Source organism: Thiomonas sp. FB-Cd, from assembly GCF_000733775.1.
GTDB lineage: Bacteria > Pseudomonadota > Gammaproteobacteria > Burkholderiales > Burkholderiaceae_C > Thiomonas_A.
This window is the reverse complement of the sequence record NZ_JPOE01000005.1, coordinates 1,066,407-1,080,474: the sequence shown is the minus strand read 5'-3', so window position 1 is coordinate 1,080,474 and position 14,068 is coordinate 1,066,407. Positions and strand designations below refer to the sequence as shown.

Sequence of the window (14,068 nt, the reverse complement as noted above, 5' to 3'; positions counted from 1 at the left end):
CCGCCGTGGAGGGCTTTCGGGGCGTCACGGCGCCACTCTGGCCGATCCGATACAAGCCGCTCCCCGACGAGCTACTGTCGAGCTGGCTCGTACGTCTGGCGCACGGCCACGGCCTGAAGGTCCAGACCTTCTGCAACCTGATCTTCGGCAACCGCCTGCAGGTCTGGAATCGCGACATCGACCGACTGGCGCCGCCCTGGCTCGTCGACACCCTTGCACTGCACACTGGGACGTCCCTTGAGACCGCATATGGCACCACGCTCAAGGTGTACAACGGCATCCTGTTTCGCAACCCGCGTCCGTCCGGCCATCTGAATTGGATCCTGTCGCTGAAGATATATCACCGGCTTCGAGAAGGATTCGGGCAGCAGTTCTGCCCGGCGTGCCTAGCTGAAGACGCGACGCCATATTTCCGCAAGGTCTGGCGGCTCAGTCTCAGCACGACCTGTCCGCGCCACCGCTGCATGCTATACGACCGGTGCCACGCATGCGGCGCAGCAGTGTCGTTCTTCCGCATGGATTTCGGCATGAACGCGGGCGACTCCGACGGCGAGACGGTCAACGTGTCGCGCTGCCACGAGTGCAAGTCCAACCTCACTGTGGCGCCGACCGAATCGCCCCGCGTCGTGGACGCGGCGGCATTCGGCAAGCTCGTGGCAATGGCCGAAGCTCTTGCCGCCCTGCCGCCACCGGCTGAGTTCGTCGGCGAGCTCGCTGTCTTGCGCCACATCTGCGCGCTGATGCTCTCAACGCGAAATGCGGTCGCGCTTCGAGCCTATCTCCTGGACCTTCACGGGATCGAGGATCCGGTGAAAGCGGCCGAACAACGGATGCCGTTCGAGTCACTGCAGCTCGCTGCGCGCCATGCCTTGCTCCAATGCGGGGCCTGGCTTCTCGCTGACCTCGGTGGGCGGCTCGGCGCGGCAGTGAAGGCAGGTGCTCTTCGCTACAACCACCTGTTGCGGGACTTCGATGACGCGCCCGCCACGTATCGTCACGCTGTCACCGCAGCCATCCCGCACCGGAAGCAGAATCGCCGTGAAACGAACTGATGTGCGCATTTGGGTTTCACGAACGGATCGAGCCGCTGCGCAGCGGCAGGGAAACTCTCGGCTCAATGGCCTTGAGTAGGCTGTGGTTAGCAAGAATGTCTCCGTGCAGATCAACGTGCTTCGGCGCACGCACCGTCAGCACCAGCGCATAACGAATCAGTTCTGCCCCCGAGCCCGCATGAGCGCCTCCATCGCGGGCATTGTAGTGGATGTCGAAGCAGGCCTGGTGCAAGCTGGTGCCGAGCATCCTATCGCTTGCGTGAAGGACCGTTTCCCACTTGCCCAGGTCGCTGCGCTGCTCTTGCTCGGTCCGGTACTCTTGCTGCGAGAAGAACGTCCTCGTCGCGGGTGACTTTCCTCCCTTCTTGATCTTCGCTGAGTGAGGCCGGAATGCAATTGTCAGGCCAGCCTTTGTATAGGCCGCGGCATCCTCGACATCCACGGGACTGGCGTAGCAAAAGGTCGCCGAGAGCGAAACTCGGCCGCTTAATGGGGCTTTAGGGAGCGGCACTGGCGCTCGCATGTATTTCCCGGGTCTCAGAAGCCCTTGGTAGAGGATGCGCGCCTCGCCATCGCCACACATGATGATGTCGTTCAAGTCGCTCGGGATTCGCCCCCAACCGACCTCGTCTACGGGCGCACCCGAATCATTGTTTGCCGCATGAATCATCAACGCTTTAATCGTCAGGGGATGCACCGCCTCGCCGAGGACAGCCCGGACCCCAACCGCTGTGCGCAGTACGTAAGGCGCTGCGAAGCTTGTCCCCATGGTCGTCGCGAGCACCGGCTTTGGGCCACGGGCCGCAACGTGGAAATACTCTTTTGGACTTCCGCCGAAGGCAACCACATCGGGCTTGCGACGGCCGGGGTTTCGGCCAGGCCCCTGAGCGCTGTACGCGGCGCGCGCCCAATCGGCCGTAGTCCGGTTGGCGGCGCCCACGCTCAGTGCGTTGACGCTATCCGCTGGGACTTGGATTCTGTGCAGACCTGTTGCGACGTCTGCCTCGCCGTTGTTGCCCGCAGCCACCGTCATCAGCGTCTCACCATCGCTGAGAAGGGTGTCCAACACCGCAGTCCACGCATGCACGTCGCCATCATCTGTTGACAAGTTCGGACCCAGGCTCAGATTGACGAACTGGTACTGACGTGAAAGCAGCACATCCTCGACATGCCCCAGCGTGCGATACAGCTCGTACGGATCTTCCGCGTCCGACAGCGCATCCAGAACACGAAAGTGATCAGCGGCGGCGAATGGGCGTGGTGCTATGGTTCCCGGCTCGATTGGACCGAACAGAAAGGCCGAAGTGACGCCAAGGCCATGCTCGTTATAGTCGTCGATGTCATTGGCTGACTCGTCCGACTTCAGATAGCGTCCGACGTACCTCTGCACCACGGTGTCCTTGGGCAGCCCGCCATCCAGAATGGCGACGGACGGCTCGTCGGAGAGTGGATCAACCAGGGGCAACTTGAAGCCAACGCTCAAAGGTGTCCCTCGCGAAATCGGACGCGCACCACGAATGCCCGGCATAGTCCGGACACTCCTCACAAGGGTGAACTGGGCAAGGTCCGTGATCCCGCTTGCTGGTCCTGAAAGCGCCAAAAACAGCATACGGCCGACAGGAAACTGCAGTTCGTGGTTGACCTTGAATTCAAGCTTCCTCGCATAGCGCTCAAAACGTGTGCGCACCTCATCTGGCCCGCATCCAGGCAACAGATGGAGCCCGACCTCGAAGACTCGAGTCGTCGCCTTGATCTCACCCCGGATTCGATCATGTGCCGTCATTGGCTCGAAAGCCTCGATCTCGGCGAGCTGGCTACCGAGCTTGGACCCTTCCGCCAATTCGCCCGCAATGCTGGGAAGCTTGGCAAAAGCCGCCCTCGTTCCGGCCACAAACAGCTCCGTCGTATCGCTAATCTCTGGTGCCTTCTTCCGAACGTCGTTCCTGGGCTTGACGCGGACCGTTCGGCTTCCGATGGAGGTGAGATCTGCAGCACGCAGAAGGTCCTTGGGAAAGAAGGACTTGGCGATGTAGGCCGGATGAAGGTCAATTTTGGCGACGGCCACGTCGTCAGGACACGCATCAGCGGCCAGATCCTGCATGGCGAGCGCTGTGCTCAGCATGCGCGGCACGAGAAATTCCTTCGCCTGCGCAAGCGTGTATGGGTGTGCCTTCGACGGGATGATCGGTGGCGGGGGAATATCGTACGCGAGCAGCTCACCCTGCCCAATCAGAAAACGCGTTGCCATGTCATGCGTCCTTTCTTCCACTGCGTCCCTTGATAGGCGACGGCCCTGCGTACTTCCGAATTGTGTCGCGCGAAACGCCGGTCAGTTCCATGATGCGGTTGTGGGAGTATGCCTTGCATTTGGCCAATTCGATCGCAAGGGTCTGCCGATGCGCTTTGTCGAGCTCTTCGATGTGCGGTGCGACTAGGCGTACGATCGCCTCGGCGGGCGAGGCTTCCTTCAAGAGGACTTGCCGCCGGAGCATGGTCACCGTTCGCTCGACATCCGAAAGCGAAGTGTCTTTGAGGGCATCCGCCAGCAGCCCGATGAGCGGCTCAAAATCATCGGCATCCCGCGCGAGAAACCGCCGGACACCTCGCTCGACGGTACCGATGTCCGCGTTGGGGAATCTGAAGATTGCGTCAAACCTCCGCCAGAGGGCCGGGTCAATCAGCTCAGGGTGGTTCGTTGCCGCAAGCAGTAGTCCCGAGTCAGGCCAGCTATCCACCTCCTGAAGGATGGCTGTGACCAGCCTTTTCAACTCTCCGACGTCAGACTCGTCGCTGCGGCGCTTCGCGATGGCGTCGATTTCATCCAACAGCAGCACCGCCTCGTTCGCCTTCGCATGGTCGAAAACCATTCGCAAATTGGCGCCTGTCTTACCCAAGAGGCTGCTCATCACAGTCGTGAGATCCAAAACCCAAAGAGGTTTATTTAGACGGTAGGCGATCCATCGTGCGGACAGTGTCTTGCCAACGCCCGGCGGACCGATCAATATGGCTGATCGTGGCGGACGAATGCCATGCGCCCGAAGCTTGTCCAGCTCGAATCGTTCCAGGATCAGGCCGTCAATCTCGGCCGAAAGGGCATCCGGAAGCAGCGGCCCTTCGAGACCGGAATCTCGGTCGTCCGACACGCGGAGCAGCGACATACGGGTGTCGACATCGACGGGAAGAGTGGCCTCGGCCGTCGAGAATGAAGGCGCGACCGCACGACGCAGTGCGGCGGATCCGGCGGATCGCGTATGCGTTGCCTTCAGCGTCTCGTTCAACCGTTCCGCGAGGGTAGGATGACTCGTCCGGTAGCGACGCACGAGCTTGGCGAGCCAAAGACGAACATCTTCCTGCGCCCCCGACGCCGCAAGTCGCGCCAAATTGGCGAAATCAGCCTCCAATTGGAGATTCTCTCCAGAATTCACGTCGATCCGCCAGCATGTGATGTGATATCAATTGGCAAAGTCTAACCTAAAATTGGCGACGTCATCAAGGGCTATGAGCGCGCAAGGGCAATCCGTGAGCGGGCATCCCTAGGCGCTTGACCATGCGACCACCGGGCAGAGGCCACACACCGACTTCACGGAGTTCCAGATCTCTGCCGGCAAGGTGCACCTTGCCCCCATGATCGATTGCTTCAATGGCATGGTTGTTATTGATCCGGCCCTCAAACAGTGTCATGCGGCGTATTTGACAAACGGATCTTGAAAGAAGGTTTTGACACGCTCGGGCTTGTTGGTCAGGGCGGTCATGTGCTCAACGGCGGCGGCCTGCAACTTCGCCTTGGTTCTCACTGGAACCTTGGTTCGGATCACATGCTTGAGGTCCGCGTTCAGGCGCTCCTCTGGATTGAGTTCGGGGCTGTAGCTGGGCAGATAGAACACCTCCATCTGCTCTTTGTGCTGCGCCAGCCACGCCTTCACCGGCTTGCAGTGATGCACCCCCAGGTTGTCCAGAATCAGGAAGATCTTCTTGCCCGTGTCTTTGACCAGTGACTCGAAGAACTCGATCAGCCGCTCATGGTTGAACGCGCCGTCGATGATCATCCAGCGCGCCTTGCCCTGGTTGGTCACGGAGGCAATCATGGAGAGCTTTTGACGCGTGCCGCCCACCGCCATGGCCACCGGCGTCTGCCCCTTGGGTGCAAAGCTGCGGCCTCGCACATCGGTGTTGACCAGCGCCGTCTCGTCTCCCCAGTGAACCTCTGCGCCCTCTGTCTTGGCGCGCTGCGCAATCTGCGGGTACTGCGTGTCCAGCCATTCCTTGACCGCCGCTGGCGACTGTTCATAGGCACGCTTGATCGGCTTTTGCGGCGTGAAGCCCCAGCGCGCCAGGTATTTGCCCACCGAGCGCACATGCAGCTTGATGCCGTATTCGCGCTCGATCAACTGCATGACGGCGGCTCGGCTCCACAGCGCGAAGTCCATCTTCAACTGCTCCGGGCGCTTGTCGCAGATGGTGCGTTGGATGGCCTGTTCCTGCTCCACCGACAGGGCGCGGTCCTCGCCACTGCGCCGACCGCGCGTGCGAGGCGCCAGACCAGCCAACCCCTGCGATTCAAAGCGCGCGATCGTCTTGCTCACCGCCGTGTAGCTCAACCCCACTTCCTGGGCAATCTGCGTGCGCGTTCTCCCTCGCTTGTGTGAGCGGATGACTTGCCGACGCCGCTCGTGCTGCTCGGCTGGGCTGAGTTTTCTTGCATCGTCTTTTTCCATGAGCGTGAGATGCGGAAAAACTCAATAAGTTCAATCTCTTTGTGGGCCGAATCTATAGCTGGTCGACTGGCACGGATACAGACGCCGAGCTCGTCAACACGATGTTGGACGCCGTCATCGGACGGGGTTACCGCAAGCAGGGGGCGGCTCGTGGTGTATTCGGGTCGTGGCGGCCACTACCGCTGGCCTGGCTGGCTATCGCGCATCGCAGAGGCGAAGCTCGTCCGCTTGATGTCACGTAAGGCGCGCTCGCCAGACAACGCAGCCGGCAAAGGTCTTTTCGGCCGCCTGACGAACGAACTGTTCTACTCGCGCGACTGGCTGAACACGACCATCGACGAGTTCGTCTCGGCCTCGGCCTCGGACTTGGACTTGGACTTGGACTTGGACTCCTACGTCAGCTGGTACAACGAGGCAAGGATCAAGATCTCGCTAGGCTTCCGCAGCCCCATCGAATACCGCAGGATCATGGGGATCGCTGCTTAAGCAGTCCGAGTTTTCTGCTGCACCTCCAGTGGATCAATGTTCGCTCGGCACGAACAAACAAACAAACAAACAAACAAACAAACAAACAGTTCTTCCCATACCCGCTAGGTGTCTACCAAGTGGCCTAGTGCAGGGGCGGCCCTGCTTGTGTTTGAGGTTTAGTTCACTCGCAAAATTTGTTAAATACATTCAACATTTCATGGCGCTAGTTCATGATTTCATGTAGAGTGTTTCACTTGAAATACGATCAATTCAAGCGACACCTCCACAAGGCTGGCCTGACCCTGCAAGACTTCGCGCGCTTGCTTGACGTGCTGCCTGCCTCGGTCTCGAACCACAAGAAGTCCGGGTTCGTGCCCAAGCATTACGCCGTCATGGCCGTGTTGCTTGGGCATCTGGGAGATGAACAAATGGACTACCGCGCGCTGCTCCAGAAATACGGCGTGGTCTTCGAGACGCCGCCGCCAGAGTCTGCTGTGCCCACTCAACTGAAGCTAATTTCGTCCAAGTCGAGGTAGGCTCATGGCTTCGACTCCACGATTGGATCGAGTGTTGGCGGCCCTAGGGGCGCCAGAAGAATCCATTGTCCGGCTCGGCAGCACGCCGGATGGCCTCACTGACCGTACGGCGGACTACAGCGATCTGCTGGGGGACCAGTCTCCGGTCGAAGCCGTGATCGAATGTGATCGAGCGCCCCTGGCTTACATTGCTTTTCATACGGATCCGCAGAACCGCCAGGCGCAAGCGCGGCTGCTATCAGATCGCTTGGCCAATCGCTCATCGTCGGCGGCGCTGTTGAGCGTAGACGCCACTCAGAAGGTTCAGGTCTGGCGCTGCCGGTTTGACCAGCATGCCGCAGTCGACGAGTTCAACCTGCTGGATCCTCTGCAAGCGGCCAAGCTGCTATTGGTCTTGCAGGGTGGGCTGAGCCTGAGCGCCACGGAGAAAGCGCAGGAGTTTGAACTCCGCGAGTTGTTGACAGACAGCGTGCGGCGCGTCGCCGCTCAGTTGCAATCCGCGGGGGTCGGGGACGCCTCCACCGAGCCAGAGTCCGACGACGTTCTGGGGCTGGTGGGGCGAGCGATCTTTGTGCGATTCTTATTGGACAGGGGAATACTGAGTCGCGATACGGCGCCGACCCTATTTGACGCACTGAACGACGAGATCGAGCAAGCGTTCCACGCCGCCGAAGGGGCGGCGAGCCTGTGCGAATGGCTGGACGTCACGTTCAACGGCGAGTTGCTCAAGCTTAACAAGGGTGAGCGAACCTATCTCCAGTACTTCCGCGATCTGCGCGCCGGTACATCCGCAAGCGCCTTAGCGCCATTAAGTTGGATTATGTCGAGGACGCTGGCGAGCGGGCAACTGCCGCTGTGGGACCGTCTGAACTTCGCGCACATTCCCGCTGGAGTCTTGAGCGAGGTCTACGAGGATTTCGCCCATTTCCGGTCCAAAAATAGAGCCCGCAGGGAGAGTATCCACTACACCCCAAGGCACATAGCGCGAACGGTTGTTACGCAGGCGCTGCAAGGCATTGCACCGGAACGCCGCCACCTGGCTCGGGTACTGGATCCTGCAATCGGGGCCGGCGTTTTTCTTTGCCTGGCGTTCCGCGAACTGGCCAAGCACGAATACCGCGTCTCCGGAGTCTGGCCAGACACTCGGCGGCTTCGTGACATCTTATATGGCCAATTGCGTGGCTATGACATAAATGAAGATGCGCTCAAGCTGTCGGCACTGTCGTTATACCTCTGCGCCATCGAACTCGATCCATCGCCCTGGCCGCCAGAGAAGCTCTACTTCAACGAACCGTTGATCGGTACGGTACTCTTTGACGCGCGGACTTCCCCCAACGCGAGTGACGAGGACGCATCCCTGGGCAGCCTGAGGGCCAATCATTCACATTCGTCGGAGCGATTCGACGTGGTCATGGGAAATCCACCCTGGACCTCAATCAAGGGCAGCGAAGGGCTGAAGCTGGATCGGCGAGCCAATGAGCTAGCCGCGTCCGTGATGGCACAGCGAGGTGTCCGAGGACAATACAAGAACCCAGATCACATCCCCGATCTGCCGTTTGTTTGGAAATGCGCTGACCTGTTGAAGGAGGATGGGGTGATCGCTCTCGTCCTCCACGGTCGCTTGCTCACCAAATCTTCTGCCCTCGGCCGCAGTGCGCGATCCGCGCTATTCCGGTCGTTTGCGGTACAAGGCGTTCTCAACGGCGCCGAGCTGGTCGATAAGATGGCATGGTGCTGGCCAACGGTAGGCGTGCCATTCTGCATTCTTTTCGCACGCAACCGGGCACCGGCTTCAGACCAAACCTTCGCGATACTGACACCCAGACTGATTTCATCGTCCGAGCGCCGCCCTCATTTGCGTCTTGATCATACGGTGGTTGAACACTACGATCTAAACGGGCTTGAGGCTGAGCCAGGCCTTCCACTAGTGCTCGGCAAGGCTAGCGCGATTGATGCCGCACTGATCCGCAAAATTAAGCGGCGCACGACAGCCGCAGCGGTTGCCGAAAGTCGTGTGGCGGAGTGGTTCCGGCATGGCCGGATACCCAGCGCAGCTACGCGCATTGAGTATGTGCCGCTGGCCACTTACCTGGATGACATGCTGAAGCTGCGTCGCGGGCGCGGCTACAAGGTTGGCAGCCGAGTCAAGGACATCGATTGGGATGTCGATTGGTCTCGCGTCGCCGAACTGACCCCATCCGTAGCCAATGTGCGATGCCGAGTTGACGCAGCATCTTTGCCGGACTTCGTTCTGCGACCGATGGAGCGGTCTCGCGCAGCGGATCTCTACCGGCTGCCCGTTTTGTTGATTCGGGAATCGCCCGGAGCCTTCGAGTCGAGTAGCGGCGGGATCCTGGTCACGAGCCCCGGCGGAGAGCGATCGCATGCTGTGTTCTCCGGATCATTTTTGGGCGTGTCGCTCGGCACTTTGCGCGACGGCAAACTCGTTGGTCAGTACCTCACCCTGTTGCTTAGTAGCGTCTACGCTTATTACTACTACCTACTAACCACTAGCTTCTCCGAGCGCCGGCGGCATCTGGACATTGATCTCGGTACGCTCCCGCTCGTCACTTGTGAACAGGCGCTGACGACCCAGGCAACAACCGAGCTAGAGATTGGACAACTCTTTGGGAAGTTGGACCGGGGCTGTGTGGTGAGCGCGGAGATGGACGACTGGGTGCGCAGGGTTATGAAATTCACTGCGGCCGATTTGGCGGTAATGCGAGAGACCGTCCTGGTAGCTTCGCCATTCGAGAAGTCTCGCAATGTCGCACTCGCGCCAGTAACCACGTCTCAATTAGATCGATTCGCCGACGCACTTCAGACGTCTCTTGCAGCGCACCTAGCCGGTCGTTTCCCGACCTTGACGGTGCGCTCTGTGCACAAAGGCCAGGTTCCAGGCTGGGAATTTGTCTATGTCTATTGTGGCCCGCTGGCCCCTGGTCTCCACCTTCCTCAGATGCCTGGAATTCCCGAACTAGCCGCGTTCGTGCTGAAGGCCTATCCCGCGAGTCAGATCACCGAGCGCGTTGTCAGAGGCGTCGTCTTGGGTCGCCCAAGCGACCAGGTGCAATGGCTTCCGTCGAGAGCCGCATTGCTCACGCGCCAAATCGCCCAACTTTTAACAACCTCATGACAAGCCTAGTGACTGGCGAGTTCTGCTTCTTTGTCGGCGATCATGCAGCCCCCCCGGTGGCCGGACCTTTTGACCCACTGACGACGCAAAATTTGCTTCGAGCCATCCGCTTTTCCTGGGGCAAAATCCATGCTGAATTGAAGGGTCGCCCAAAGGTTCGGGCGCGGCACTACAAGGAAAATTTTCTGAACGGTTCGCTGTGTCTTCAACTGAATACCGTGCTCGACAACGACGAGCTTTCTTACTTCACCAGCGCCCAGTTCCAAACCATCGTTCTCGAGGGAAAGCAACATTCAGCACGAAGAGCTAGGGAGCCCAGAATGCCGGACCTACAGGTGTTGCTGGTAGAGACCGGTCGACTGGGCATCGCTCGATCCAAGGCGGTGCTGTGCATTGAATGCAAACTGCTCACTGACGCCGAGCATCTGCGCGAGTATGTGATCAACGGCATGCACCGATTTGTTCGTGGCGACTACTCTCCGCACATGTCGCTCGGTATCATGCTGGGCTACGCCGCGCCGGAGCATCAGCTACCGCAGGCGCTGGAGTCCTACTTGAAGCGCGCACGGCGCTCGGATGCTATTCGCTGCAAGTCCAAGCTGAAGCCCTTCGGATCGGGGGATGGGGCTTGCCACGTATCTAAGCATGTTCGTCGCAGACCAGCATTCGCCAAGCGAATCAATTTGCTACACCTTTGGCTTCCTCATCCGGCACCGCGGCGGCGGGCGAAGCGCTAGGGAGGCTGAACGGCTTGCTGCTGCCGAGGAATTGCGTTATGTATAGTTATCCACCGCTGGGCACCAAACGCTCAACTCCTAGCCCCTGGTCAAAATTAAATCGGCACAGTTCAACATTGAATCGGCGTGAACACGCCCACGCCTGGGTGCGGATCAGCACTAGGTTGCCCGAGCGGTTTTCATGGAGCACAACGCTTCCCTACAGAAAAGACGGGCTAGCACTTGTCCGAGTGCTGCCCGTCAAGTCCACGCTGGAGAATCACCACATACGAGGGTCAAAAGCTCTTTTTAAGGCCTAGGGCAATGCCGCTTGAGTTTTGCCCACCAAGCGAACCAGCACCGGAGACAGTAGCATCACCGACGTATTGATCGACGTTCCGATCATTTCTAATATCCGCATACGAAAAATAAATGTCTGTGCTTTTTGAAAGTGTATAGGTGTAGCCGATCGCAAGCTGCCTTGAGGTTGATTCTGACATGTTTTTATCCTTGTGCTGCGAGTATGACATTAAAATATTTCCCGCACCTACCGGTATAGTAGCGCCTAGCATATATACCATGACATCAGGCGAGGCGCTCCCGTCAGCCATTGTGGCGCCGCGCCCGAATCGCTCCTTCGCCACGTAACCGGCAACAGTTGCGACTCCTGCGTCATATGAGAGGTAGGCCTGGAGGAATCTGTTTTTCACGATACCACCATTAGGCGCAAACGCCCGCCCCGTCGCATCCAGCCCGAATGAGGCGGTACTCGCCGAGCCCATCGAATTGACAGAAAAATAGCCGATGGCTGTATTGAGGTGTCCTTTTGAATATTTGAGTGCAACATTTATTGCGCGCCCCTTTGACAAGGATCCTGGGTAACCCCCAAAACCATAGAGCGCTAGTGCTCGGAACCCTCCAAAGCTTGGCGTGGTGTATTGAAGCGCCTGCGAAATCCGCACATAATCGTTCACGCCAGGATCGATATTTGTGATAGCGCCAGTAAGCCCAGCCCCGAATGGGTCCGCGTCCGCAGCGTTATTCAGGTAATCGCTGTAAATTCGGCCCATCTGCACGTGTCCGAATGAGCCGTCGAGCATCAGTGCGCTCGTTCGCCCCATGAACATCCCGCCCGTGCAATAGCTACCCGCCGCGGGCGCTTCCCCGGTGTACACGGCTCCATTAGTCCCATTTGCGCAGAAGCCAGACTCGACTTGGAAGCCAGCGCTAATACCCGAACCCAAATCTTCGCGCCCTTTGAAGCCGATCCGGGACCCGGCTTGAACTCCGGAACCGAGACGGGACACCGCCGTATGATCGAAGCTGAGATGTTCAAGCCCGAGGTCTACGACCCCGTAAAGTTGTACTGAGTTTTGTGCCTTCGCGGCGCCCATGCACCCAGTAGAAATCAAGATGGCGCCGAGCGCCGCAGTTTTACGCCTCATTTTGTCCCCTCACTCTTATTCGAATCATGTCGTTGGCTAGCTCGAGGCCGAAAATACTTTTCAGCCAGAGCTAACTACACTCTACTTGCCATGTTCGTTCGGGGCTTGAATTTATTTAGCGTTAATTGCGACCATCTTGGCACATGGGATCCTTCTGCACCATCATCCTCAATGAAGCCCGATAGCTTCTGGGGGATATCCCTATTAGTGTCTTGAATTGCCTGGAGAATGCACTATGGTCGGCATAGCCGCATTGTGAAGCAATTTGGGTCAGGTTAAGTTCTCCGGGCAGTAGCTTGCGTGCCGCCTCCAGCCGAGCTTTGAGCAGAAGCTGTCGAGGTGAAAGATTGAAAATGATCTTGAAATATCTTTCAAGCTGCGCGATGGACATGTTTGCCATCGTCGCTAGTGAGTGCAGCTGCAGGCTGTGCGCGTAATGTTGCTGGATATGTGCGGCCACCGCCGCGACGCGTTCATAAGCAGGATGATTCTGTTCGGGCGCCTTGAGGTCGCGCGATATGCCCATCAGCGCCACCCGTCGTCCTTCCTCGACGATGCAGTATTTGCTTGTCAGGCACCAACCTGAGCGGCGCCCGGTGTAGAAGTGCAACTCAAGCTGGTTAGTGATCTCATCGCCCGAAGCGAGCACGGCACGGTCCTGCGTCGTGTAAGCGGCGCCGAACCGCTGGGGAAAGATGTCCTGCGCCAACCTCCCATAGACATGATCCTTGCTCCGAACCATGCATCGATCCATGAAAGTCTTATTCACGAACAGATACCGGGCTTCGGCATCTTTCAGGAAAATCACCGCGTCAACTAGGGCATCGAATACCGGTTCCAAACAATTGACCGCGATAACCACTTGCTCGAGCTTGCCGTCGCGGGGCAGGCCAGTCCACGAAGATGTGTTCATCGCATGTGCGCCGGCAGCAATCGATCGGGCAAGTTCTGGTGCCAGATCGGACGTCGGTATCGCTCGATCGCCAGCGTTCCGACAGAAGTGACAAGCACGGCGGTAGTCACCGGACGGGAGCCGCCGTGGACCGTGGCCCGATTCACTTCAACCCCGGCGGGGACACCGTTGAACATCAGCCCTCCTGCCAACCTCTCCAGCAACGGCAGCACCCTCGGGAGATCGCCGAACAAAGTAGCCGACAGCTGCCCGGCTAGGTTTTGCAGATCCTTGCGCAGGCTAGGCTCATCATTGACGACGACTACCGCCGCTGCCTGTCCGAATAGCTCCTCTTGCAGCGCCGTCGCGCCCCTCCCAAACGCGCCTGCGTAGGCCGCGATTAACTCAGAGTGCAATCGCCCGTCTTCGACATGTGACGCCAACCCGCGCAACTCCTCGGAGTCTGCGCGTACGCGAACCCCGGTTCGGTAAGCGTTGGCAATGGATTCTTTGAGAAGGGTCGTTTGCCGTTCGGTGGGCAAGGCAGGTTTCAAGCCGGCGACGAATTCCGTTGTAACCAAGTGTCGAGGACGTGCCTTCACGACAACTGGACGGCCCGCGGCCAGCGCTGACGCGGTGCCGTCTCCAGCAACGGAGAACGCACGCGGAAAGTTACTAGATCCGAATACCGACACCGGGCCAATGGCGATGTTGCCCCTCCTCATCTCCCCGAGCGGCGAGCGTTGAGGCAGCACGGGCTCGAGGCAGACCGGTGACGTTTCCGGCTCACGCAAGATTGGCGCGAACATGCGTCGCTGCGCAACGGAGCGCGCTCGTTCCCCTCCTAATCGCGCGCTTGCTAGGCCAATCTCTCGCTGTTCCTCATTGATGAATTCAGCGCCGAGTGCTTGAATCTCTGCGGCGATCGCTTCGAGCGGCTCTGCCCTCACACTTAGCGGGCCATGCACGAAGGGATCAAAAGCCGCGGTCGCCGCGTGGGCAGCATCAAGCACTTCCTGATCAGTAGCCACCCGGAAGGCGGCTGGGTGTGAAGAGCCGTCGCCGACGCTGACGCTGCGCATAAATGTCCGATCGACGCCAACGGGTT

At 59.0% G+C, this 14,068-nt stretch carries 10 protein-coding genes and 1 pseudogene; 5 read left to right on the top strand and 6 right to left on the bottom strand.

Annotated features, from left to right (window positions below):
- Positions 1-5: 5 nt before the first annotated feature.
- Positions 6-1,052, top strand: coding sequence for a TniQ family protein (locus CD04_RS22265; protein WP_038168558.1), 1,047 nt, complete (start codon positions 6-8; stop codon positions 1,050-1,052).
- A 16-nt stretch (positions 1,053-1,068) separates the two neighbouring features.
- Here CD04_RS22265 and CD04_RS0118790 read toward each other — a convergent pair whose 3' ends face one another.
- The 3 genes from CD04_RS0118790 to CD04_RS0118775 form a co-directional block, all read right to left on the bottom strand.
- Positions 1,069-3,300: a S8 family peptidase gene (locus CD04_RS0118790; protein WP_031409584.1), complete on the bottom strand. Its 2,232-nt coding sequence runs from the start codon at positions 3,298-3,300 to the stop codon at positions 1,069-1,071.
- 1 nt (position 3,301) lies between these two features.
- Positions 3,302-4,453 carry an AAA family ATPase gene (locus tag CD04_RS0118785; protein WP_231480691.1) on the bottom strand — a complete coding sequence of 384 codons (1,152 nt, stop codon included), beginning with the start codon at positions 4,451-4,453 and terminating at the stop codon, positions 3,302-3,304.
- 276 nt (positions 4,454-4,729) lie between these two features.
- On the bottom strand, positions 4,730-5,767 hold the full coding sequence (locus CD04_RS0118775) for an IS630 family transposase (protein ID WP_031409579.1): 1,038 nt from the start codon (positions 5,765-5,767) through the stop codon (positions 4,730-4,732).
- Positions 5,768-5,805: 38 nt separating this feature from the next.
- Between CD04_RS0118775 and CD04_RS24915 the strand changes: the two are divergent.
- From CD04_RS24915 to CD04_RS0118755, 4 genes and pseudogenes are all read left to right on the top strand, one after another.
- Positions 5,806-6,253 (top strand): annotated as a pseudogene (locus CD04_RS24915) (IS3 family transposase); the annotation flags it as partial.
- Positions 6,254-6,489: 236 nt separating this feature from the next.
- Entirely contained in the window at positions 6,490-6,771 is a 282-nt protein-coding gene (locus tag CD04_RS0118765; RefSeq protein ID WP_156030340.1) for a hypothetical protein, read from the top strand.
- A 4-nt stretch (positions 6,772-6,775) separates the two neighbouring features.
- A complete protein-coding gene (locus CD04_RS0118760) occupies positions 6,776-9,907 on the top strand; it encodes a class I SAM-dependent DNA methyltransferase (protein ID WP_081858085.1) in 3,132 nt (1,043 codons plus the stop codon).
- Positions 9,904-10,644, top strand: coding sequence for a hypothetical protein (locus CD04_RS0118755; RefSeq protein WP_031409573.1), 741 nt, complete (start codon positions 9,904-9,906; stop codon positions 10,642-10,644). Before CD04_RS0118760 ends, CD04_RS0118755 begins: the two co-directional genes overlap by 4 nt.
- 275 nt (positions 10,645-10,919) lie before the next feature.
- On the opposite strand, the gene CD04_RS0118750 is transcribed toward CD04_RS0118755, so the two are convergent.
- The 3 genes from CD04_RS0118750 to CD04_RS22805 form a co-directional block, all read right to left on the bottom strand.
- Entirely contained in the window at positions 10,920-12,068 is a 1,149-nt protein-coding gene (locus CD04_RS0118750) for a porin (protein ID WP_031409571.1), read from the bottom strand.
- Between the two features lie 121 nt (positions 12,069-12,189).
- Positions 12,190-12,981 (bottom strand): AraC family transcriptional regulator, encoded by a 792-nt coding sequence (locus CD04_RS0118745; protein ID WP_051849426.1) that lies wholly within the window; start codon positions 12,979-12,981, stop codon positions 12,190-12,192.
- A complete protein-coding gene (locus tag CD04_RS22805) occupies positions 12,978-14,042 on the bottom strand; it encodes an aldehyde dehydrogenase family protein (RefSeq protein WP_051849425.1) in 1,065 nt (354 codons plus the stop codon). Before CD04_RS22805 ends, CD04_RS0118745 begins: the two co-directional genes overlap by 4 nt.
- Between the last annotated feature and the right edge of the window lie 26 nt (positions 14,043-14,068).

Bases quoted from the DNA above. Each gene is read 5' to 3' on its own strand.
- CD04_RS0118750 (WP_031409571.1), bottom strand. From the start codon at position 12,068: ATGAGGCGTAAAACTGCGGCGCTCGGCGCCATCTTGATTTCTACTGGG.
- CD04_RS22805 (WP_051849425.1), bottom strand. From the start codon at position 14,042: ATGCGCAGCGTCAGCGTCGGCGACGGCTCTTCACACCCAGCCGCCTTC.
- CD04_RS0118745 (WP_051849426.1), bottom strand. From the start codon at position 12,981: ATGAACACATCTTCGTGGACTGGCCTGCCCCGCGACGGCAAGCTCGAG.
- CD04_RS0118790 (WP_031409584.1), bottom strand. From the start codon at position 3,300: ATGGCAACGCGTTTTCTGATTGGGCAGGGTGAGCTGCTCGCGTACGAT.
- CD04_RS0118760 (WP_081858085.1), top strand. From the start codon at position 6,776: ATGGCTTCGACTCCACGATTGGATCGAGTGTTGGCGGCCCTAGGGGCG.
- CD04_RS0118755 (WP_031409573.1), top strand. From the start codon at position 9,904: ATGACAAGCCTAGTGACTGGCGAGTTCTGCTTCTTTGTCGGCGATCAT.
- CD04_RS0118775 (WP_031409579.1), bottom strand. From the start codon at position 5,767: ATGGAAAAAGACGATGCAAGAAAACTCAGCCCAGCCGAGCAGCACGAG.